This window comes from Polaribacter sp. Z022, from assembly GCF_023555495.1.
Taxonomy (GTDB): domain Bacteria; phylum Bacteroidota; class Bacteroidia; order Flavobacteriales; family Flavobacteriaceae; genus Polaribacter.
This window is the reverse complement of the sequence record NZ_JALCZO010000005.1, coordinates 34,775-58,743: the sequence shown is the minus strand read 5'-3', so window position 1 is coordinate 58,743 and position 23,969 is coordinate 34,775. Positions and strand designations below refer to the sequence as shown.

19 protein-coding genes are annotated in these 23,969 nt (G+C 27.9%); 3 read left to right on the top strand and 16 right to left on the bottom strand.

What is annotated here, in order from left to right; all coding sequences use genetic code 11:
* Nucleotides 1–11 precede the first annotated feature (11 nt).
* Nucleotides 12–470, top strand: a complete 459-nt coding sequence (locus MPF13_RS12010) for an Lrp/AsnC family transcriptional regulator (protein WP_249982813.1) — start codon at nucleotides 12–14, stop codon at nucleotides 468–470.
* Nucleotides 471–472: 2 nt separating this feature from the next.
* Nucleotides 473–1,099 carry a CPBP family intramembrane glutamic endopeptidase gene (locus MPF13_RS12005; RefSeq protein ID WP_249982811.1) on the top strand — a complete coding sequence of 209 codons (627 nt, stop codon included), beginning with the start codon at nucleotides 473–475 and terminating at the stop codon, nucleotides 1,097–1,099.
* A gap of 3 nt (nucleotides 1,100–1,102) precedes the next feature.
* On the opposite strand, the gene MPF13_RS12000 is transcribed toward MPF13_RS12005, so the two are convergent.
* The 9 genes from MPF13_RS12000 to rsgA form a co-directional block, all read right to left on the bottom strand.
* Nucleotides 1,103–3,061 (bottom strand): DUF3858 domain-containing protein, encoded by a 1,959-nt coding sequence (locus MPF13_RS12000; RefSeq protein ID WP_249982810.1) that lies wholly within the window; start codon nucleotides 3,059–3,061, stop codon nucleotides 1,103–1,105.
* Nucleotides 3,062–3,066: 5 nt separating this feature from the next.
* The gene (locus tag MPF13_RS11995) at nucleotides 3,067–5,073 is read right to left on the bottom strand and encodes a DUF3858 domain-containing protein (protein WP_249982808.1); all 2,007 of its coding nucleotides are present in this window, start codon (nucleotides 5,071–5,073) and stop codon (nucleotides 3,067–3,069) included.
* 13 nt (nucleotides 5,074–5,086) lie between these two features.
* The gene (locus MPF13_RS11990) at nucleotides 5,087–7,045 is read right to left on the bottom strand and encodes a transglutaminase family protein (RefSeq protein ID WP_249982807.1); all 1,959 of its coding nucleotides are present in this window, start codon (nucleotides 7,043–7,045) and stop codon (nucleotides 5,087–5,089) included.
* 9 nt (nucleotides 7,046–7,054) lie between these two features.
* On the bottom strand, nucleotides 7,055–8,974 hold the full coding sequence (locus tag MPF13_RS11985) for a DUF3857 domain-containing protein (RefSeq protein ID WP_249982805.1): 1,920 nt from the start codon (nucleotides 8,972–8,974) through the stop codon (nucleotides 7,055–7,057).
* A 100-nt stretch (nucleotides 8,975–9,074) separates the two neighbouring features.
* On the bottom strand, nucleotides 9,075–9,713 hold the full coding sequence (locus MPF13_RS11980) for a YceI family protein (RefSeq protein WP_249982804.1): 639 nt from the start codon (nucleotides 9,711–9,713) through the stop codon (nucleotides 9,075–9,077).
* An 81-nt stretch (nucleotides 9,714–9,794) separates the two neighbouring features.
* Nucleotides 9,795–10,508, bottom strand: a complete 714-nt coding sequence (locus MPF13_RS11975; protein ID WP_249982802.1) for a tRNA threonylcarbamoyladenosine dehydratase — start codon at nucleotides 10,506–10,508, stop codon at nucleotides 9,795–9,797.
* The gene (locus MPF13_RS11970) at nucleotides 10,505–11,149 is read right to left on the bottom strand and encodes a TatD family hydrolase (protein ID WP_249982800.1); all 645 of its coding nucleotides are present in this window, start codon (nucleotides 11,147–11,149) and stop codon (nucleotides 10,505–10,507) included. Before MPF13_RS11970 ends, MPF13_RS11975 begins: the two co-directional genes overlap by 4 nt.
* 5 nt (nucleotides 11,150–11,154) lie before the next feature.
* Nucleotides 11,155–11,607, bottom strand: coding sequence for a D-aminoacyl-tRNA deacylase (gene dtd, locus MPF13_RS11965; RefSeq protein ID WP_249982799.1), 453 nt, complete (start codon nucleotides 11,605–11,607; stop codon nucleotides 11,155–11,157).
* 3 nt (nucleotides 11,608–11,610) lie between these two features.
* Nucleotides 11,611–12,576, bottom strand: coding sequence for a ribosome small subunit-dependent GTPase A (gene rsgA / locus MPF13_RS11960; RefSeq protein WP_249982798.1), 966 nt, complete (start codon nucleotides 12,574–12,576; stop codon nucleotides 11,611–11,613).
* A gap of 101 nt (nucleotides 12,577–12,677) precedes the next feature.
* On the opposite strand from rsgA, the gene MPF13_RS11955 reads away from it, so the two are divergent.
* Complete coding sequence (locus MPF13_RS11955) at nucleotides 12,678–13,325, top strand: hypothetical protein (protein WP_249982797.1); 648 nt, start codon at nucleotides 12,678–12,680, stop codon at nucleotides 13,323–13,325.
* 56 nt (nucleotides 13,326–13,381) lie between these two features.
* On the opposite strand, the gene MPF13_RS11950 is transcribed toward MPF13_RS11955, so the two are convergent.
* The 7 genes from MPF13_RS11950 to MPF13_RS11920 form a co-directional block, all read right to left on the bottom strand.
* Entirely contained in the window at nucleotides 13,382–14,464 is a 1,083-nt protein-coding gene (locus MPF13_RS11950; RefSeq protein WP_249982795.1) for a bifunctional 3-deoxy-7-phosphoheptulonate synthase/chorismate mutase type II, read from the bottom strand.
* Between the two features lie 63 nt (nucleotides 14,465–14,527).
* Nucleotides 14,528–15,379, bottom strand: a complete 852-nt coding sequence (locus tag MPF13_RS11945; RefSeq protein ID WP_249982794.1) for a prephenate dehydrogenase — start codon at nucleotides 15,377–15,379, stop codon at nucleotides 14,528–14,530.
* A 3-nt stretch (nucleotides 15,380–15,382) separates the two neighbouring features.
* Nucleotides 15,383–16,525: a pyridoxal phosphate-dependent aminotransferase gene (locus MPF13_RS11940; protein WP_249982792.1), complete on the bottom strand. Its 1,143-nt coding sequence runs from the start codon at nucleotides 16,523–16,525 to the stop codon at nucleotides 15,383–15,385.
* Nucleotides 16,522–17,349: a prephenate dehydratase gene (locus MPF13_RS11935; RefSeq protein ID WP_249982790.1), complete on the bottom strand. Its 828-nt coding sequence runs from the start codon at nucleotides 17,347–17,349 to the stop codon at nucleotides 16,522–16,524. Before MPF13_RS11935 ends, MPF13_RS11940 begins: the two co-directional genes overlap by 4 nt.
* A gap of 302 nt (nucleotides 17,350–17,651) precedes the next feature.
* Nucleotides 17,652–19,127, bottom strand: coding sequence for an aminotransferase class V-fold PLP-dependent enzyme (locus tag MPF13_RS11930; protein WP_249982789.1), 1,476 nt, complete (start codon nucleotides 19,125–19,127; stop codon nucleotides 17,652–17,654).
* 1 nt (nucleotide 19,128) lies between these two features.
* On the bottom strand, nucleotides 19,129–21,150 hold the full coding sequence (locus tag MPF13_RS11925; protein WP_249982787.1) for a protein-disulfide reductase DsbD family protein: 2,022 nt from the start codon (nucleotides 21,148–21,150) through the stop codon (nucleotides 19,129–19,131).
* 258 nt (nucleotides 21,151–21,408) lie between these two features.
* On the bottom strand, nucleotides 21,409–23,814 hold the full coding sequence (locus MPF13_RS11920; protein ID WP_249982785.1) for a T9SS type A sorting domain-containing protein: 2,406 nt from the start codon (nucleotides 23,812–23,814) through the stop codon (nucleotides 21,409–21,411).
* Nucleotides 23,815–23,969: the final 155 nt, after the last annotated feature.

Genomic DNA, 23,969 nt, shown 5'->3' with positions numbered 1-23,969 from the left:
AATTTTAAATTATGACTTTAGATTCTGTTGATAGAAAACTCATTAATTTACTACAAAATGATAGTAAACAAACTACCAAACAATTGTCTTTACAATTGAATCTTTCTGTAACAGCGGTTTATGAAAGAATTAAAAAATTAGAAAAAGAAAATGTAGTTAAAAAGTACGTTGCCATTATAAATAAAAACAAAATTGAAAAATCTTTTTTAGTTTTTTGTCATATAAAACTCATTCAACACTCTAAAAAACATGTTACTACTTTTGAACGTGAAGTTTTAAAATTAGAAGAAGTTTCTGAATGTTTCCACGTAAGTGGAGAGTATGATTATATTTTAAAAATTTATGTAAAAGATATGGATGAATATAGAGATTTTATGGTTACAAAATTAACTGCAATTTCTTACATTGGTAGTACTCACAGTACTTTTACAATAGAAGAAGTAAAAAACACAACTGCTATTAATATTTAAAAATGAAATCTAATCGTTTAAAATTTACAGAATTAATAATCATCTTTTTAATGATTCCTGTGAGTTTTGTTTTTAGTTTTTCTCCAATTATAAAACTAACAATAGGTCTTTTTAGTTTTAGCTATATAATCTATATTTTAATTAAAGTTGAAAAAATTAAATTCAGAATTCAGAAAAATATTAACTGGAATTTTTTTTGGCTTTCAACAATAATTAAATTTCTTATTATAATAATTGCAACTACAACTTTTGTTTACTTTACAGATAAAACTAACCTATTTACTGTTGTTTTAAACAAACCTATTTTATGGATTGTAATTTTAATATTTTACTCTCTATTTTCTGTGTATCCACAAGAACTTATCTATAGAACATTTTTCTTTAAAAGGTATCAGTCTTTGTTTAAAAATGCGCATATTTTTATTCTATTAAATGCCCTAATTTTTTCTTTAGCACATTTATTATTTAAAAATACTTTAGTAATATTTCTTACATTTTTAGGCGGACTCTTTTTTGCAATTACTTACAATAAAACAAAATCTACTTTACTAGTTTCTATTGAACACGCAATTTACGGTTCTTGGTTATTTACAGTAGGCATGGGAAACATGTTAGGTTTCCCTTCTTAAAAATTACTCTTTTATTAAAACAATTTTTTCAGTTTGCTTTTTTACCAATTGACTGTAAAAATCTTTTAATGCTGAATAGTAAGTTGGACCAACTTTACTTCTGTTAATTGAAAGTGAAGAAATAGCTTGAATTTTAGCTCCATTCAAAACAACTTTAAATTTAAATACTCCTAAATTTTCTGGTAATCCAATTGCCATGTTTTCTGGTAAGGTTTCTACTTTATAACCTTCAGGAATTTTAATAAATACTCTTTGATTTATTTTCCAAGGAGTTATAAAATCTACAGGAAATTTTCTGTCTTCTGATTTAAATGGATTGGTTTTTTGTGTTAAAAACAATAATGGTTCAATATATATTTTCCCATTTATTTCTTCTAGTAAATCTTCACTTTGAAATTTAATATTTCTAACTATTGGTTTTCCTATATCTGTTTGATTTAAAAGTTTAAAATCATCTATTTCTAATTGAAATTGTTCTTCTAATTTAGAAATTAAATCTTCTTCTTTTATATGATTATAGTTACTTCTATAATTTAAAGCTTTTAAGTTAGAAAATTTTGATTTTAAATACCCTTCAACAATTTGATCATTATTTATCTTAATAGACAGAAAATTATCTTCTAAAGCATTTTTTGAAGAAGTTAATTTAACCCAAGATGAGTTTCCGTTTTTTGTTACCTTTCTTCCATTCCAATTTAATACTCTTTCTGGTAATAAATTTGGCAAGCTATAAGGTTCTGTAGCATCTAATAACACATAAGATCCATCTGTAAACTCTACCATTGAAATAACGTAATTAAAACCATCTAAAGTAGGAAAAAAAGGAACTCCATTATCTCTAGAACTTACTAAAACTGGGTTTGCATCTAAGCCAGCTTCTCGCAACATAGAAGTTAGCATTAAATTAATATCTGCAACATTTCCAACCCCTTCTTTATATGCTTTTTTTACACCATTCTCAGTATATTTACTATAAAAACCATTCCATTTTACTTTAGACTTTACATGGTAAAAAATTGCAGCAATTTTGTCAAATTCTGAAGTTGTATTAGCTAAAATATTTTGTAAATCATTATTAAAATAACTTTTTTTACTAAGTTCGTCTCCAAAAGAAATGGCTTTATAAATTCTTTTACTTACACTATTCCAAGAATTAGAAAAAGTAGTATAAGAACCTCCAATTCTAAGCGTATTAACTTCTTTCAATTCAAATTTAATTCCTCCTCTATAATTATCAATATTGTTAATAAAAGGTTCATCATCTTTTAGAGCAGGTATATGATTAGCTTGATATGAAAAAATATCAACTACATAATTTAAACCACTAATTTTACCACTCTTAGATTCCTTTGTCATTTTTACAGAATAATAACCTTTAGATGTTTTACTAAATTTAAAAAATTCTGGTATTTCTATCTTGTAATTTAATTTATTAACTGGTATAGCTTCTTGAAAATCTAAAACACTAATAGAGCTACTGTAAGGAGAAATAATTTTATATTTAATATCTAAAACAGAACCAATTTTAACATTAGGCATTGCTATTTTTTTAAAACTATAATAAATGTTTTTCTTTTCTTTAAAAATGCTTTTTTTTGACAATTTTTCTTGTTCAATTTTACCATTTACCAAAGAAAAAGTTATTCCTTTTATTGAGCTAACACTTTGTCTATCTCCACTTTCTGGTGTTAAATATGCTATTGATTTGTTAGCAAATTCAAAACCATGTTTATTATAAATTTTTATTCTTTCATGGATTTCAGTCACTAATTGAAAACCTGTGCTAAAATCATACTGGTAAAACGTTCTTCTTTTTTTATATAGATATGCTGCAGATGCTGTAGAATCTATAGGATGAAATTTTTCTTCTAATTCTTCTTTTGATACTTTTCCAAATTTAATTTCTTGACCAAATAAATATAGCTGGTTAAATAAAATTAATAATACAATTAACTTTTTCATTTTTTTTACTCTTTTATTAGAACAATTTTTTCTGTTTGCTTTTTTACCAATTGACTGTAAAAATCTTTTAATGCTGAATAATATTGTGGAGCAATTATACCATTGTTAAATTGCAATAATGATATAACACTTATTTTATTGCCTTTTTGAATTATTTGATATTTAAATACACCTAAACCTTCTGGAAGACCAATTGCTAATGGTTTTGGTAATTGCTCAACTACATAACCTTCTGGAATTATAAAAGAAGAAATATTTTTTTCTTTCCATGGAGTAGCAAAATCTACAGGAAACTTTCTATCTTCTAACTTAAATGGATTTGTTTGATTTGATAAGAAAAATAATGGAATTATATATAATTTTTCATTAATCTCTTCAATTACATCTTCACTTTTAAACTTAATATCTCTAACTATCTGTTTTCCTAAATTAAATTTATTATTAACTTTATAAGAATTAATCTCAAAATTATATTTTTCTTCTAATAAAGTTATTAAACTTTCGTCTTTAATATGATTTCTTTTTTTTCTAAAATTTAATGCAGCTAAATTATCAAACTTAGTTCTTAATAATCCTTCAATATTTATATCTTCAGAAATTTTAATCATTAAATTATTTTCTATTAAAGAATGTTTAGTAGGAGTTAGCTTAACCCAAGTTGAAATTCCTTCTTTTGTAACTTTTCTTCCATTCCAATTTAAAACTCTTTCTGGTAAAATATTTGGTAAACTATAAGGTTCTGTAGCATCTAATAACACATAAGATCCATCTGGAAATTCTACCATAGAAATAATATAATTAAAACCATCTATAGTTGGAAAAAGAGAAACTCCATTTGCTCTAGTACTAACTAATACTGGATTAGCGTTTAAACCTGCAAAACGTAGCATAGAGGTTAACATTAAATTTATTTCAGCAACATTACCTGTTCTATCTTTAAAAGCCTTTCTTACCCCTTTTTTAGTATATTTACCATATTGACCATCCCATTTTACTCTATTTTTTACAAATTGAAAAACTCCCATTAATTTGTCTGAAGGAGTACTTAAACGATTAAGTATATTTTCTAAATCATTTTTAAAATAACTAGATTTTTGAATTTCTTCACCAAAAGAGGCAGTTCTATAAATTCTTTTTGAGACTCCTTTCCAAGTATTTGCAAAATATTGAGGTCTAGCATTTGGTATCTCTATCGAATTTAACTCAAAACTAATACTACTTTTAAATTGATTGATTGAAGATACAAAAGGCTCTTTACTTTCTATTGCAGGTATACTATCTTTAGACAATTCATAGTGTTTAAATTGTAAATCTATTGATTTCTCATACTTAGTAGTGTTTGTACCTACACCTCTATTTTCTTGTCTATAACTATAATTAATTCTTTTATGTTTAAAAGATTCATTAAAAAACATTTGTAAATATCCTTTACTATGGGTTTTATACACAAAATACTCAGGAATTTTAATTATAACATCAATTTTTTTTACGGGGATTTCGTGTTGAATTTCAATTTCATCTATATATTGAAAATATGGTGAAGTTTTTCTATACTTATATTCCACAACACTTCCTTCTTTTATATTTGGCATTGCAAAACTTTTTGAAAACCAATTTTTTGTCAACTCGTTTTCAAATATTTGCTTTTTTTGCAATTTATCTTTAACAATTTTCTTTCCAACTAAATTATAGGTATAAGCTTTAATACCAGTAACAGACTCATCTGTACCTCCTCTTTTAAAAAGTTTAATTTCCTCTTTACCAAACCTTGTTGCTTTTTTATTATAAAACTTTATTCGGTTGTGAACTAATGTAACTAGCAACCATCCTTCACTAGAAGTATACTCTACAAAAGTTTCTTTTTTTTTAAATAAATATACAGCATCTGCTGTAGAGTCTAGAGGGTAAAATTTTTCTTCTAATTCAGCTTTTGATACTTTACCAAAAGTATAGTCTTGAGCAAAGAATGAAATATGAATTAATAAAAAAAATAATAATGCATTTGTTCTCATAATAGATTTCTAATTACTCTTTTATTAAAACAATTTTTTCAGTTTGCTTTTTTACCAATTGACTGTAAAAATCTTTTAATGCAGAATAATACTGTGGAGCAATTATACCATTGTTAAATTGTAAAATAGAAGTAACTCTAATTTTATTACCACTTTGCGTTATTTGATATTTAAATACTCCTAGGTTATCTGGCAAACCAATTGCTAAAGGTTTTGGTAATTGTTCTATTTTATAACCTTGTGGAATACTAATAAAAACTCTATTACTTTCTTTCCAAGGTGTAGCAAAATCTACAGGAAACTTTCTATCTACTAATTTAAAAGGGTTTTTATCTACTGTTAAAAACAAAGATGGTTCAATGTAAATTTTACCATTTATTTCTTCTATTAAATCTTCACTTATAAATTTTACATTTCTAACAATTGGAGTTGTTATTTTATCTTTATTTACAACTTTATAATCGTCAATTTCAATATTATACCTTTCTTCTAATTTAGTAATTAAGCTTTCATCTTTTATATGGTTATTATTTTTTCTAAAATTTAATGCACTTAGGTTAATAAATTTTGTTCTAAATAACCCCTCTACAATCATATCATCTGAAATTTTAACCATTAAATTATTGTCTTCTATTGCGTGTTTTGTAGAAGTTAATTTAATCCAAGAAGAAATCCCTTCTTTTGTTACTTTTCTACCACTCCAATTTAAAGTTCTAGCTGGTAAAATATTTGGCAAACTATAAGGTTCTGTTGCATCTAATAAAACCGATGTTCCATCAGTAAAATCTACCATAGAAATTACATAATTAAACCCATTTAATGTTGGAAATAATGGTACTCCGTTTTTTCTAGTACTAACTAAAACTGGGTTTGCTTTTAAACCCGCAGAACGTAACATAGAGGTTAGCATTAAGTTAATGTCTGCTACATTACCTACTCTTTCTTTAAATGCTTTTCTTACTCCTTTTTCTGTATACTTACTGTTGTTACCATTCCATTTTATTTTACTCTTAACAAACTGAAAAACAGCTGCAACTTTTTCCTTTTCAGAAGTAATATTCCCTACAATGCTTTGTAAATCATCTTTATAATAGCTCTTTTTATTTAGTTCTTCTCCAAAGCGAGAAGATTTAAAAATTTGCTTACTTACATCTTCCCAAGAATTAGAGAATGTTTTAATACTACCTTGTAAGCTTGAAAAATTTGTTTGTGTTAATTCAAATTTCATACCTCCTCTATAGTTATAAATACTACTAATAAAAGGTTCATCATTTTTTAAAGCTGGTATATTATCTCCTTCAAACCCAAAAACATCAATTCTATAATTTAAAGAGCCAATTGTACCATTCTTTGCTGTTTTTTTCATTGGCACATTATAAAACCCTTTAGATCTTTTATTAAATATAAAGTATTCTGGTATTTCAATATTATAATCTATTTTTTTTACTGGAATTCCAAATTGAAACTGTAAATCATCAATTGAATTTGTGTAAGGTGAAATTAATTTATACTTAAGTTCTATTACAGTACCTATTTTAATATTTGGCATTGTAATTTTTTTAATACTATAAGATTTATTTTTCTTTTCTTTAAAAATACTCTTCTTAGTCAATTTATCCTTAACAACTTTACCATCAACTAACGAAAAACTATATCCTTTTATTGATGAAACTGATTCTGTTTCTCCAGAATCTGGATTATAATAAGCAACCGATTTTGTTGCCATTTCAAACCCTTCTTTTGTATAAATTTTAACGCGCTCATGAATTTCAGTAACCAACTGAAAACCAACACCATTTATATAAGAATATGATGTTCTTCTTTTTCTATACAAATAAGCTGCATCTGCAGTAGAATCTAATGGGTGAAATTTTTCTTTTAGCTCTTCTTTTGATACTTTTCCAAATTTATAATCTTGGGCAAAAATTGTAAACTGACTTATTAATAATACTAGTAGGGTTAACTTTTTCATTTTTTGTTTTTATTTTTTTACAATTGCAATTCTTAAATTTTCATATTTAGCAATAGTTCTTCTAAAGCTTCTGTATAATTTATAATCTTCTTTGGGGTAAACACCATCTTTTATCAACATAGATTTATCGTATTTAAAAGTAGTTTCATCAATTTTTGTAAATGTTACCTTATAGGTTCCAAATTTTGAAGTAAGTAATTTTTCTGATGGCAATACAGATAAAATATATCCTTCAGGAATTTTAATTTCATAAGAATCTACATCCTTATATCCTCTAGATATTTTTAATGGTAATTTTCTATTTCTGTATCTTTTAGGCACAAAACTGTTTTTATTAAAAACATTTACTCTAAATAAATATTCTTGTTCATTAACAGATGCGTAGTTTTTTATAGCAATTTTTAAATCTTCTTTAAACTCTATATTTTCTTTATCATTTAGTAAATTTATGGATTCAATTTCTAAATTATTATTATATCTCCAAACACTAGACTTGTATTCTTTTATAAGTTCTTCTTCAGAATAGGTTTGGTATTGATACCTATCTCCATATTGTATTCCTTTAGAAACTCTTTTTAAATTAGCAGACAAACTTCCATTTTCATCAAGAATAATTTTAGCTTTTGTTTCCTGCAAATTTGTTTCGTTTTTATAAGCTGGTGTTCTTTTTATAACACCTCCTTCAGGTGTCATAACAAGTACATTTCTATCATCAGTAAAATCTCCTAAAAAACCAAATGGAACTGTTTGACTGGTACATTCTAACCAAACGTCATTACCATTGTTAGGTATATTTAAGATTACATGATTTCCTTGTGCTAACGATGCAAAATCATTTTCAAAAGAAACTCTATCATTTGGGTTTGCTTCTACATGAACATAATTAGAATTTACACCAACAACTTCTAAAAGTGCTTTTGTGTAATTTGTTAAACCTTTACAATCTCCATAACTTACTTTATCTACTTCATTAGCTGAAATTGGCTGAATACCACCAATACCAACTTGCACACTTATATATCTTGTTTTATTTTGCATATATTCATATACAATTTTTGCTTTTTCTATAGGATCTTCAACTCCTTTTACTAAATCTAAAACTATAGCTTTAGTCGCTTCTTCTAAATTGGTTTTCCCATTTAAAATTTTGCTATTCATCCAAGAACCTAATTCATTCCAGTTTGAGTATTTTCCACTAATTCCATCTGTTTGAAAGTTTTCTGGAACTACCAATAACATTGGCATAATATTTTCATAAGAAACACTGTTTGACTCATATTTTACAGATGGTTGATCTTTTAAAACTGAATATAATTCGAATTCAGAAAAAGTATTTTCTATTGAAAAACCATCAAAATTCTTTTCTTTTCTGTTGATAACAATCTGACTAGGATTTAATAATTTATATGTGCTTTTTTGTACAGAAATATAATAACCACTCATTGGATACCAACCAGGTATAAAAGCAGTTGTAGTTGATCTGTATTCCGATTCAAAAACAATGGTATAAGGATAAGAAACTGGAGTATAATCTAGATACTTTACTCTTGAGTCTGAATATAAAGTACCTCCATCTACAGCACTAACGTCTAGAAATTTACTTTTAGAATATTTTTTTATTTGATTACCAAAAGCATCATATATATATGCAGACAGTTTTGTTATTTTAGTATCATTATCATAACCTTCTGCCATATAAGCATACCTATCTCCTAATTTATTTAAAACGGTTACAACTTTTCTTTTTTTTACAACCATTTCATCTACACTTTCAATAGTAATTTCTATAGAATTGTCTCTTATAACTGCATTGGCATCCTTTTTTAATTCTACAGGAATAAAAAGAGAAGCGTAATTATTTTTTTGACTAAATGTAGAAGATATTGATAATAATACTAGTAATATTGTTAGGTAGGGTAACTTTTTCATATATTTTTTTATAGCCTACCAAAGATAAAAAAACTACAAAAGAAAAAGGCCTAAAAACAATATTTTTTAGACCTTTATAAGAATTTGAATTAATTCTAAATTATGCTTTTGTTTTTACTTCAAAAGACATTTCTATAATATCATCTACAAACTTATCTTTTAACTCTTTAAAGAAAGATTTAGATTTGTATTTTACATTAAAATCGGCTCTATCAACATTAAAAATTTCACTTTTAAAAACAGTTACTCCATTTTCTGTAGAAATTGTAGCAGGTATTGTAATGCTCTTTGTAACATCTTTTATTTGTAAATTTCCTGTTACAGCAAGTTTTCCTTCGGTTTCTACAACATTAGTAATTACAAATTTTGATGTTGGATAAACAGTTACATCAAAAAAGTCTGCATTTTTTAAATGTCCTTCTATTTTTCCTGCTCCCTTAGAACCTTTCATATCAAGATTTGTAATTGTATTCATATCAACCACAAACTCTCCTTGTGTTAATTTACCATCTTCAATTAAAATTCCTCCACTTTTTAAAGCTACAGTTCCATCATGAGCTCCTCCAGGTTTTGTTCCTTTCCAAGTTAAAATTGATGTAGCAACATCTACATTGTTTAAAGTTGCTGCTTTTACCTCTACTTTAACAGCTTCTTTAGCTTCTACTTTATCTTTTTTTTCGCTTTTACATGCTGTTAACACTGATGCAAAAACAACTAATGATAATACTATTTTTTTCATTTTATTAAATTTAATTATTTACAAATTGTAATTTATTTTCCATGGCAAATATATGTTTAATTTTTTAAGAAAAACTAATCTTTACTTTTTTATAATAAAATTAACAACATGAGCTGCTGCTTGTAAACCAAAAAGCGCTGGCATATAACTAATTGTACCATAATAAGATTTTTTAAAATTTGTACCATCAGTTATTTTTACACTTTTAGGTATTTGAACCTCATCAGAATACACAGCTTTTACACCTTTATCTACTTTTCTTTCTTTTAATCTTTTGCGCAAAACTCTTGCCATGGTACAATTTTTAGTTTTGCCAATATCTTTAACTTTTACTTTGGTTGCATCTAATTTTCCACCTGCACCCATAGAGGATATAATTTTAACTTTTTTTCTTCTTGCTGCTACAATTAAATTGACTTTGGGTGTAATACTATCTATACAATCTAACACATAATCAAATTCTTTTGTTACAATTTCAAATGCTCTTTCTGGCGATAAAAATTCTTGTAATAAAGTTAATTCTATATCAGAATTTATGTCTTTTAATCTTTCTGCTAAAACTGATACTTTTGGTTTACCTATGGTAGATTGTAAAGCTGGTAATTGTCTGTTTATGTTGGTTTCGTCAAAAACATCTCCATCTACAAGAGTCATTTTATGTACACCAGCTCTTGCTAAAAATTCTGCAGCAAAAGACCCAACACCTCCTAAACCTACTACTAAAATATTTGCTTTTTTAAGTTTTTCTAAGCCTTCTTTTTCTACTAATAATTCAGTTCTTTCTAACCAACTCATTTTGTAAATATTCTTTTAAAATTTTGTTTTATTTGATTTTGAAGTATTACTACTTTTACGTTTCTTATATCAGCAATTTTCTGATAAATATCTTTAACATTCACATCAGAATCATCTGTTTCTATTAAAAATGATGATAAGTTAATTTGACGTAAAGTTTCTTCAATTTTTTTATTTTTTAAGACTAATTCGCCAAAAGACAACATAAAATTATGATCTATTAAACTCTTAGCTAAATGTATGTTTTTATTAAAACCATGTAGCATCCAAAATTGTTTTGGTTGTAATTCTTTCTTTATGGCTATAATTTCCTGAAATGCTTTTACACAATGAATTATTAGCGGTTTTTTATACTTTTCTGAAAGTTCTACTTGTTTTAAAAAAACTTCTTTTTGTAACTCTAAAGCTACACCTTTTAATTTATCTAAACCACATTCTCCAATTGCATAACAATTAGCATGTTGCAACTTATCTTCTACTATTAAAAGCTCTTTATTATAAGTGTTTTTATTGATAAACCAAGGATGGATACCTATTGAAAAAGGTGAAGAAAAATTAACTGAATTTGGGAATTTATTTTCTATCTGAAGTACTTTTTCGTCACTTAAAGATTTATGTGTATGAACATCATAAAAAACCATAAAAACTATTCTTTAGTTTTAGAATCAATTATAATTGTTATAGGACCATCATTTAAAAGTTCTACTTTCATATCTGCTCCAAACTCTCCTGTTTGTACTTTCTTACCTAGTTCTGTTTCTAAAGTATTTATAAAGCTTTGGTATAAAGGAATTGCAACTGGCGGTTTTGCTGCTTTAATATAACTTGGCCTGTTTCCTTTTTTGGTCGATGCATGCAAAGTAAACTGACTTACAACAATTACATCTCCATTTACAGTTAGTAATGAATTATTCATCACATTATTTTCGTCATTAAAAATGCGAAGGTTTAACACTTTTCTTACCAACCAATTAATATCTTCTTGTGTATCTTCATCAACAATACCTAAAAGTATCAACAATCCTTTTTGGATGTCTGCAACTTTTTTTTGATTGATAGTTACACTTGCTTTAGAAACGCGTTGAATTACAATTTTCATAATTTATTCATTATCATCTTCATTCCAAATATCTGTTCTGTAGTGTTCAGATCCTTCTTCTCCTTCTAAAATTTGCAAGTAACTTTTATAACGAGACCAAGATATTTCTTCGGTTTCTAATCCTTCTTTTACAGCACATTTTGGTTCTTTTAAATGCAAACAATTATTAAATTTACAATGTTGTTTCATTTCAAAAAACTCAGGAAAATAGTCTCCAAGTTCGTATTTATCAATATCTACAATACCAAATCCTTTTATACCTGGTGTATCAATAATTCTTGCATCAAAACTTAAATCAAACATTTCTGCAAATGTAGTTGTATGCTGACCTTGTTTGTGCTGATCAGAAATTTCTTTTGTTTTTAAATCTAAAGTTGGTTCAACTGCATTTACTAAAGTAGATTTTCCTACACCAGAATGTCCTACAAACATAGATGATTTACCAACCATCATTTCTTTAATTTTATCTACATTTTTGTTTTGTGTCGCAGAAACCTCAATACATGTATAACCAATTGCTTCATAAATATCTTTTAGGTATAAAACTTCTGCTCTTTGTTCTATTTCATAAGAATCTATCTTATTAAAAACTAAAACAGTATCTATTCTATAAGCTCTTGTAGAAACTAAAAAACGATCAATAAAAGTTGTAAATGTTGGTGGATTATCTATCGTAATTAAAAGAAAAACCAAATCTAAATTTGCAGCAATAATATGCGTTTGCTTAGATAGGTTTACAGATTTACGAACAATAAAATTATCTCTGTCTAAAATCTTTTTAATGACACCTGTTTCTTCATCACCTTTTTTCTCTAAATCGAAAATCACTTTATCTCCAACTGCAATTGGATTGGTACTTTTAATTCCTTTTATTCTGAATTTTCCTTTTATTCTACATTGATAAAAGACACCTTCATCAGATTTTACCTGATACCAACTTCCAGTAGATTTGTATACGATTCCTGTCATTATTACAAAGATGCAGAAATTTTAAATAATAATGTAAACGAAGTTGTATTTGTTAAGTAACAATTTTTATATTCGCTTTATTATTAACCCAAAAAACAAATATGAAAAAGAATATTTTCTTAATTGCATTATTTATTTCTGCTACATTTTTAGCACAAACTAGTCTTTATGAAAACCCTCAATTTGATGAAATTGCTAAAAGTCATAAAACAATAGGAATTTTGCCTTTTAAAGCAACTGTTAAACTTAGACCTAAACAGATGGAAAAAATGACCTCTGAACAGTTTAAAAGATTAGAAATTAATGAAGGTAAAAGTATACAAACCGCAATGTTTTCATGGTTTTTGAGAAGAAAGAAAAGAGGAAAATTAACTTCAATAGAAGTTCAAGACCCATCCAAAACAACTGCATTATTAAAAAAGAAAAATATTACACAAGAAAACTTAACTGATTACACACCTGAAGAATTGGCAAAAATATTAGGTGTTGATGCAATTATTTCGGGAACTTACAACACCAACAAACCTATGTCTGAAGGAGCTTCTGTAGCTTTAGGAGTTTTAATTGGTTTCTGGGGAACTACCAACAGTGCTGTTGTTAACATGAATGTACACAATGCTGCAGATGGTGTTCTTTTATGGAATTATAATAAAAAAGTAAGAGGATCAATAGGAAGCAGCCCAGAGGATTTAATAAATGTTCTAATGAGAAAAGCTTCTAGAAGACTATCTTACACCAAGAAAAAATAAACAAATAAAAAAACCGCCAATTGGCGGTTTTTTTATTTGTTAGTCATCTTTTAAGACTATCCGTTGATAATTTTTTCTTGATGGTTGATAGATTCTTGGTGAATTGCTTTAAACATTTTTAAAACAAACTCTTCACTTAAACCTTTGCTAGTTCCTTCTAAAACCATATTTCCTAAAATCTCATTCCAACGTCTAGACTGTAAAACAGCAACGTTTTCTTCTTTTTTAAGAGATCCAATTTTTTCAGCAACTTCCATTCTTTTACCTAATAAATCAATTAATTGGTCATCAACCACATTAATTTGAGCTCTTAAGTTTTCTAATGGTTCTCTGTAACTTGTTGCAGATTCTGTAGTTTTTTTGATTTTTAAATCTCTCATTATCTGCTTTAAAGTATCTGGAGTTACTTGTTGTGCAGCATCAGACCAAGCATTATCTGGGTCAAAATGAGTTTCAATCATTAAACCATCAAAGTTTAAATCTAAAGCAACTTGAGAAACATCTTGAATCATTTCTCTGTTCCCTGTAATATGTGATGGATCACAAATTAATGGTAAATCTGGAAATTTATTTTGAAATTCAATAGCTAATTGCCAGTTAGGATTGTTTCTGTATTTAGATTTATCATAAGTAGAAAATCCTCTATGAATTGCTCCTAAGTTTTTAATACCTGCAGTATATAATCTTTCTATACCACCTAACCATAAAGCTAAATCTGGGTTTACTGGATTTTTAACTAAAACAATTTTATCTGTACCTTCTAAAGCTTCAGCAATTTCTTGCATAATAAATGGAGATACTGTAGAACGTGCACCAATCCATAATAAATCTACATCTTCTTCAATTGCTAATTTACAGTGAGCAGCATTGGCAACTTCTGTACAGGTTTTCATACCTGTTTCTTCTTTTACCTTTTTTAACCAACCTAACCCTAAAGCTCCAACACCTTCAAAATTTCCTGGTCTTGTTCTTGGTTTCCAAATTCCTGCTCTATAATAGTTTACATCAGAATCTTTTAATTCGTGTGCAATTTTTAAAACCTGCTCTTCGGTTTCTGCACTACAAGGCCCTGCTATTACTAGTGGATGCGCTAAATTCATATCATCCAACCATGTTCTTAATTCTTTTGTATTCTTCATTTTAATAATTAATTTGTGTTGAAATTTCTCGACTGCGCTCGAAATGACAACGATTTTGGCTTTTTATTTTATGCCGTTTAAAATTTGTTTTATATAATTTGTATTCTCCATTTCGTTAAAAATTTCAGAGAAATTATCTTGTTCCATCAACTCTTTAAAATGTTGTAAATTGTTAATGTAATCTGTTAACGTATTAATTACGTTATCTTTATTTTGTTTAAAAATTGGTGTCCACATTGCTGGCGAACTTTTTGCCAAACGAACTGTAGATCTGAAACCTGAACCTGCCATATCAAAAATATCGCGTTCATTTTTCTCTTCATCAATTACTGTTTTACCTAACATAAATGCACTAATGTGAGATAAGTGCGAAACATACGCAATATGCTTGTCATGAGACACAGGATCCATATATCTAATACGCATTCCAATTGCCCTAAAAAGTTCTAAAGCTTTTTCTTGAAGCTTAAAAGTTGTCTTTTCTACTTCACAGATAATGTTCGTTTTTCCAACGTATAAGCCAGATATAGCTGCTGTGGGTCCAGAATTTTCTGTTCCTGCAATTGGATGACATGCTAAAAAATTTCTTCTTCTTTTATGATGTTCAACAACTTTACAAATTTCTTCTTTTGTTGATCCAGCATCAACAACTAATGTGTTGTCCGATATTTTATCAAGAATTGTTGGCAATAATTTTACTGTTGCATCTACAGGAATTGATACAATTACCAAGTCTGCATTTTCAAGATCATCTAGGGTTGCTTTTTTGTCTATTAAATTTAATTCTAAAGCCTTGTTTAAGGTTTCATCTTTTCTACTAATTCCGTGAATTACAACTTCTGGATTGTGATTTTTAATATCGATAGCAAAACTACCTCCAATTAAACCAATACCAATCATGTATATATTTTTCATAACTTATAATCTTGATATTGCTTCTTTAATTACTTCTTCTGTTACACATAAAGAAAAACGAATGTATCCTTCTCCTTGTGAACCAAAAATGGTTCCTGGTGTTATAAAAATATCGTTATCATATAAAACAGCATCTGTTACTTCTTCAGATTTTTTCCCTTCAGGGATTTTTGCCCAAACAAACAATCCTGTTGCATTTTTACTATATGTTGCATCTAATTTATCTGCCAATTGCCAAATTAACTTTCTGCGTTCTTCGTATATTTTATTCTGAGTAGAAAACCACTCATCTGACAATTGTAATGCTTCTATAGCTCCTTTTTGAATTCCGTAAAACATTCCAGAATCCATATTAGATTTTACTTTTAAAACTTCATTGATAAAAGTTGCATTTCCTAAAAGCATACCAACTCTCCAACCTGCCATGTTAAAAGTTTTACTCAAAGAATTTAACTCTAAAGCAATATCTTTTGCTCCTTCTACTTGTAAAATACTAATAGGATTATCGTTTAAAATAAAACTATAAGGATTGTCATTTATAATTAAAATATTGTGCTTTTTACCAAAAGCAATTAATTTTTCGAATGTTTTTAAAGTAGCATCTGTACCTGTTGGCATGTGTGGATAATTTACCCACATAATTTTAACATCTGTTAAATCTAAACTTTCTAATGCTTCAAAATTAGGTTGCCAATTGGTAGCATCACTTAAATTGTAAAATAATGGTTCTGCTCTTACTAGTTTAGTAACAGAAGTATATGTTGGATACCCTGGATTTGGGATTAAAACTTTATCGCCTTCATTTAAAAAAGCCATAGAAATGTGCATAATTCCCTCTTTACTTCCCATTAAAGGCAGCACTTCATTCTCTGGATTAGTATCTACAGAAAATTTGTTTTTATAAAAAGTTGCAATTGCATTTCTTAATTCTGGTAATCCTTGATAAGATTGATACTTATGTGCATTAGCATCAGTTAAACTTCCTTGAATTGCTTCTAAAACTTTTGTTGGAGGTTTTAAGTCTGGAGATCCAATTCCCATATTGATAATTGGTTTTCCTGCAGCTACTAAACCTCTAACTTCTCTTAGTTTTTTAGAAAAATAGTATTCTTGTACTGTATCTAATCTTTTGGCAGCTTTAATCATTTTCTACCGTTTTTATAGGTTCCTAATATTTTAAACTCTTCTGCCATTATTTCTATAATTGCTTCAGCTTTTTTATAATCTTTATAATCTTCAAAAGTAATATCTACAAAAAATGAATATTTCCAAGGAGTTTCTATTACAGGTAAAGATTGAATTTTTGTTAAATTCATTTTACAATCGCTTAACACATTTAAAATAGCTGCTAAACTTCCTCTTTGGTGATTTAACTGAAACTTTAAAGATGCTTTGTTAATCTTGTCAAGTCCATTTTCTGGCTCATGAGTTTGTACAATTACAAACCTTGTAGAGTTGTCTTTAATTGTTTGAATTTCGTCTTCTAAAATATCTAAATCAAAGATTTCTGCAGCAATTTTAGGTGCTATAGCAGCAATTCCAACCAAATTTTCTTTTGATATTCTTTTGGCTACTTCTGCAGTATCTACATCTTCTACTAACTTTATATGAGGGTAACTTTTAAAGAATTCTTTACATTGTAATAACGCCATTGGATGTGACCAAACCTCCTTTATATCTTCTATATTCTGCCCTTTTAAAGCCATTAAATGATGGTGAATATTTAAGTATTCTTCATCTGTAATGTGCAAATTGTGCTTATCAATTAAAGCATAATTAGGAATAATAGAACCCGCAATTGTATTTTCTAAAGCCATTACTCCATAATTAGCAGATCCATCTAACAAACTATCTACCAAAACATCAAAAGACATGCATTCTTTTAACTGAATTGCTGATCCATAAAAGTCGCGAGCAACTTTATGATGGTTTGAGCCTTCTGCTCCTTGTATTGCAATAACTTTATTCATTTTTTATCAAAAAAAAAGCCTCGAAGTAAATTCGAGACTTTATATATTTTATATGTTTTTTAACAACATGATACAAAGTCTCTCCTCTTATTGTAAAAATAAAAGTAAAAATAGAAACGTGTAAAATTGTTATTTAACATCTTAATTCTCTTGTTTTGAGCAACAAATCTAAAGATTATATCGACATAAACAAATTATATATGTCTTTTTATATAAGAATTGACATATTAATAAAATATGTTTAAAATGAAACTTCATTTTTAAAAAATTCTTTGACTTATTAACTTTTTAGAGTTTATTCTCTAAATTTCGAACCATTTTTTGACCAATTTCTTTTCTATTGGTGTTATTGTTTTGTGTGTATAATCGTTTTTAATTGCTTCATATTGATAGTCTTTAGACCATTCTTCGATATTATTTGACAATTCTTTTAAAGATTTACAAATAAAATCTATTTCTTCATTGGAAGTTGTTGGATGAACTGATAAACGAACCCAACCTGGTTTTTCGGTATTACAACCATGCAAAATTTCGTCTTTTATTCTGTTTGATGTTTCTTTATCTACATTTAATAAAAAATGTCCATAAGTACCTGCACAAGAACAACCTCCTCTAGTTTGAATTCCAAATCTATCATTTAATAATTTTACCACTAAATTAAAATGATACTTTGTAAAATAGAATGAAAATATGCTTAATCTTTCTTTATTATTAGGTGCTAAAATTTTAACGTCTGGTAAACTTTCTAAAGTTTTAAACAAAACTTTATTAATTTCTTCTTCTCTTTTTTTGATGTTATTTACACCCATTTTGTCTTTTAACTGCATAGACAATGCAATTCTTATGGTTTGTAAAAAACCAGGTGTACCACCATCTTCTCTTGTTTCTACATCATCAAAATAATCATGCTCTCCCCAAGGATTTGTATAACTTACTGTACCCCCTCCTGGGTTATCTGGCACAGTATTTTTATACAAACTTTTATTAAAAACTAATACTCCAGAACTTCCTGGACCTCCTAAAAATTTATGAGGAGAAAAAAAGATTGCATCTAAATATTCATCTTCGTTTTCTGGATGCATATTTATATTTACATAAGGTGCACAACAAGCAAAATCTACAAAACACAATCCTTTATAACTATGAATTAATTTTGCAATTTCATGATAAGGAGTTTCTATACCTGTTACATTAGAACAAGATGTTATTGAAGCTATTTTTATTTTTCTATGTTGATGTTTTTTTATGCTTTTTTCAAACTCTATAGGGCATAATAAACCTTCATTATTACAAGGTACAACTTCTACATCTGCAATAGTTTCTAACCAAGAAGTTTGATTAGAATGATGCTCCATATGACTTACAAAAACAATAGGTTTTAAGTCTTCTGGAATGGTTGTATTATTCTTTAAATTCTCTGAAACTTTTAAACCTAAAATTCTCTGAAACTTATTTACAGCTCCAGTCATTCCTGTACCTGTAGTAATTAAAACATCATTATTATTTGCATTTACATGACGTTTTATAATATTTCTTGCTTCATGATAAGCCAATGTCATAGCTGCACCAGAAGTAGACGTTTCTGTATGTGTATTTGCAACAAAAGGACCAAAATCATTTAATAATTTATCTTCAATTGGGGCATATAATCTTCCACTTGCAGTCCAATCTGTATAAATCAATTTTTGTTCTCCATAAGGAGATTGAAAAGTTTGATTTATACCAATAATATTTTTTCTAAACTGATTAAAGTATTGTTCTAAATTTAACTTTTCCATATTATTTATTTTTATTGTTAAACACCTCTAATCCACATTCTAAAAATTGTGCATATTCATTTTCATCTGGTGTATAGCCAACTGCATTATTTAAAATTTTGGTTCCCTCAGAATTTAAAACCACATAATAAGGTTGAGAATTTGTTTTAAAAAATTGCGTTTGATAATTTGCCCATTTATGACCGTAATTTTTCAGTTTTCTGGTTCCTCCATTAACACGATTTACCAAAATTTGCTCATTTTCTGGAAGTTCTTTCTTATCATCTACATATAAAGAAATTAACACAAAATCATTTCTTAAATAATTGTCTATTTTAGGAAGTGGCCAAACATGTTCTTCCATTTTTCTACAATTTACACAAGCATATCCTGTAAAATCTAATAAAATTGGTTTGTTTACTTTTTTAGCATAAGCAATACCAGTTTTTAAATCTTTAAAACATTCTAAATTATTAGGACAATCGTTTGGATAGATAAAACTATAACCTACAGGTGGTGCTAAACCACTAAGTAAAGTTAATGGCGTAAATGTTTTTGTTTCTTCTTTTACCATAAAGCCAGAAGCTAAATAAACTACAAAAGAAGCTACTAAAACACCTCCTGCAATTCTAGAAAATGATAATTTTTTAATTGGAGAATCATGTGGAAATTTTATTTTACCAAATAAATACAATGCTAAACCTGCAAATATTAGAATCCATAAACCAAGGAATGGTTCTATTTTTAGGATGTTCCAATGTGCAACTAAATCTGCATTTGATAAGAATTTAAATGCTAAAGCCAACTCTAAAAATCCTAAAATAACTTTGGTAGTATTTAACCAACCTCCAGATTTTGGTAAGGCATTCATCATATTAGGAAACATTGCAAACAATGCAAAAGGCAAACCAAGAGAAACTCCAAAACCTGCCATTCCAGAAGTTAATTGCCATGCACCTCCATCTGCTGTTAAAGAACCTGCTAAAAGCGACCCTAATATTGGACCTGTACATGAAAATGATACAATTGCTAAGGTTAATGCCATGAAAAAGATTCCTACAAAACCACCAGAAGATTCTCCTTGTGTTGTTTTGTTTGTCCAACTTGCTGGTAATGTTAGTTCATAATATCCGAAGAAAGAAAAAGCAAAAAACACAAAAATGACAAAGAAGATAATGTTTAGCCAAATGTTTGTAGAAATTTCGTTTAAAATGTCGGGATTTACAGAATCTAATAAATGAAAAGGAACACTTAAAATTACATACACTGCAAAAATAAAGAAGCCATATAACAATGCTTTAGAAACTCCTGAATTGGAATTTTGTCCGTTCTTTTTTGTAAAAAAACTAACCGTTAATGGAATCATTGGAAAAACACAAGGTGTTAATAAGGCTAACAAACCACCTAAAAAACCTAATCCAAAAATACTCCAAAGAGATTTTCCTCCTTTTTTTATTTCTGATGAGTTGGTAGTTAATTCATCTTTACATTTTATTTCTGAGACTGTTAATCCATCAGAATTCATTCCGTATAAAAGATTGTTTGTAACCTTATCATCTATAACTACATTATTATTTGTTGTATTAGCATTTACAATACTGTTAGATAGGTTAAAAACTAAATCTATTTCTGTTGGCGCTAAACATTTAGAATCGTCACAAACCATAAATTCTACTACACCATTAACTACATCTATACCTGAAGTAACTTTTATTTTTTGTTTAAATACAGCTGTATTTTCAAAGAATTTAATTTTCATTTGAAAAACAGGATCATCAATTGTATGTCCTTCTGGTTCTATTGTTTTACCTATTAAAGAAGTTCCTTTTGGTAGTGTATAATAAAAAGTTGTAGGTATTGGACCGTCTTCTGGAACATTTTGAGCATATAAATGCCATTTTGCATCAAGTGTTGCTGTTGAAACTAAAAGATATTCTGCTTCAGAAACTTTTTCTACGCTTGTAGACCATTTAATTGGATCTTCAATTTGAGAAAATAAATTTATGCTTAATATTAAAAAAGCTACAGTAAAAAAATACTTCATAATTTTAATTATATGAACAAAATTATTCTTTTTTTATCACTAATAACTGTTAGTTAACTTTTAGTTTTTGTGTTAAATCTTAAAATTTTCTTAATTTTTATTGAATTTTAACATCTAACTTTCTATTCTTATGCTACAAGCTTTATTAATACTGATTTTACTTTAACTTATTTTTTAATGTTTTGTACTAGATAAATAAAAAATAAAAAGCTCAAATATTTAAAATATTTGAGCTTTTAAATTATAAAATATTACTTTTTACTGTTTTATGAATCTAGAAGTTCCTACAGAATTATCTATATTATATCTTAGTAAGTAAATACCTTTTTTTAATAAAGAAACATCAATTAATACATTTTTATCATCTGTATTTAATGTTTTAACTTTTGCGCCTAAAACATTATAAATTTCAACTTTTTGAATATTTGATTGAGAGTTTAGATTTATAAAATTTGTTGTTGGGTTTGGATATATTTTTAGACTAGCCAATGCAAAAGTATTTGTATTTAAAACACTTCCGTTAGAAAAATAAATATTATCAATATAAACAGGGTTAGTTGCACCTGTTGCACTTAATACTAATTGCCCTATGTCATTAAAATTAATACCTGCAGTAATTGCTGTAAAATCTGAAAAAGGAATACTTAAAGTCCCCCAAGAACCTGTTGTTACTGCTTTAACAACTTCTGCTTCTGTATTATCATTACCCCAAGTACCATCTCCATTATAATCTACTAATTTCACTTTTAATTCAGTAGCATCACTTGTCCAATAATTTAAATTTATATGTGTCATAGAAGATGCATCAATTGGTGCTGAAGGTTCGATTCCTGTAAATGTAAAACTTGAATATTTTTTTACTGGGTTACTAGCAATAGTTTCATCTTCTAATACTGTAGATTGTCCCCAACCTGGATTCCAAGTAGAAGTTAAATCTGTATAAGCGTCACTAAAAATAGAAATTACATCTGAAGCTGATTTTGTTGGAGCTGTTGGAGCATCTGTAGGTGCAGTTGCTGTATTTCCACCTCCATTTGAAGCTTCTTTTGTAAAGTAAATATTATCTAAGTAAACTGCGTTTGTTGCACCTGTTGCGCTTAACACTAATTGACCAATGTCATTAAATTTAATTCCTGCAGTAATTGCTGTAAAATCAGTTAAAGGGATTGTTAAAGTTCCCCAAGAACCCGTTGTTACAGTTTTAACTACTTCTGCTTCTGTATTATCATTACCCCAAGTACCATCTCCATTATAATCTACTAATTTTACTTTTAGCTCTGTAGCATCACTTGTCCAATAATCTAATTTTATTGATACCATAGCTGATGCATCTATTGGAGAAGAAGGCTCTATCCCAGAAAACGTAAAACTTTCATATTTTTTTACTGCATTTCCTGCAATAGTTTCATCAGATAATACTGTTGATTGCCCCCAACCTGGATTCCAAGTAGCAGTTAAATCTGTATAAGCATCACTAAAAATTGAAATTACATCTGAAGTTGCAGCTGTTGGAGTTGCTGGAGCATCTGTAGGAGCAGAAGCTGTAGAACCACCTCCACTAGTAACCTCTTCTTTAGAAAAGTAAATATTATCAATATATACTGCATTTGTTGCTCCTGTTGCACTTAGTACAAATTGACCTAAATCGTTAAATTTAATTCCTGCAGTAATTGCTGTAAAGTCTGAAAATGGTATACTTAAAGTTCCCCAAGAATCTGTTGAAACAGATTTAACAACTTCTGCTTCTGTATTATCACTTCCCCAAGTTCCATCTCCATTATAATCTACAAATTTTACTTTTAATTCAGTAGCATCACTTGTCCAATAATTTAAATTTATATATCCCATAGTTGATGCATCAATTGGAGAAGAAGGTTCTATTCCAGAAAATGTAAAGCTTTCGTATTTTTTTACTGCATTTCCAGCTATAGTTTCATCAGATAAAACTGTTGATTGCCCCCATCCTGGATTCCATGTTGAAGTTACATCTGTATAAGCATCACTAAAAATAGAAATTACATCTGTTGCTGCTGCTGTTGGAGCAGCTGGAGCATCTGTAGGTGCAGAACCAGAACCTCCAGAACCACTACCTCCTGCTGCTGCAGTTCTATTTGCAGTCCAAGTTACATTGTCAAAATATGTAATTGTGTTTGTTGACCTTGCAGACCATTCTGGAAAAATAACAAATTGATCTATGTTATGATTTTCTCCACTTGAAATAGCAGAAGAAATATCATAGGTTAAAGTTTCCCATTCATTTGTTTTTGTATTTGGTTTTGTTAATTGAAAAACTGTACCACTTGTAGAATTTACAAATTTTACAGTAACATCACTAATAACAGATTTATAAACACTAACACTAATTGTTGTGTTAGAAGCTTCTAATATCCATTCTCCTAAAACTGCATGTTGAACTTCTGTTCCTGCCCATTGTTGTCCTGTAGATAAAGCAGTAAATTTAGCAACAGTTGCTGATGCATTTACACCACTAGCATCTGGATTTGCAACAATTTCTAATGCTGGATTTGAATCATTTTCAAATACATTCCATTTAGTTGCGTCACTTCCTGCAGTTCCGGTTTCGAAGGTTATCTCAAATGTTTCTTGTTGAGAAAAACCTAATGAGGTTATCATTAAAATAATTAATAAAGTAATTTTTTTCATAATTGAATTGTGTTTAATAGTTACTATACAATATTAACCCTAATGTATCCTATATTAACATTTAGCACCGCTACAAAAAACATACAACTAATAAAAAAATCTAAAAAAGAACTTTAAAGTCAATAAAATTAACACCTAAGAATAGATTGGTTGCT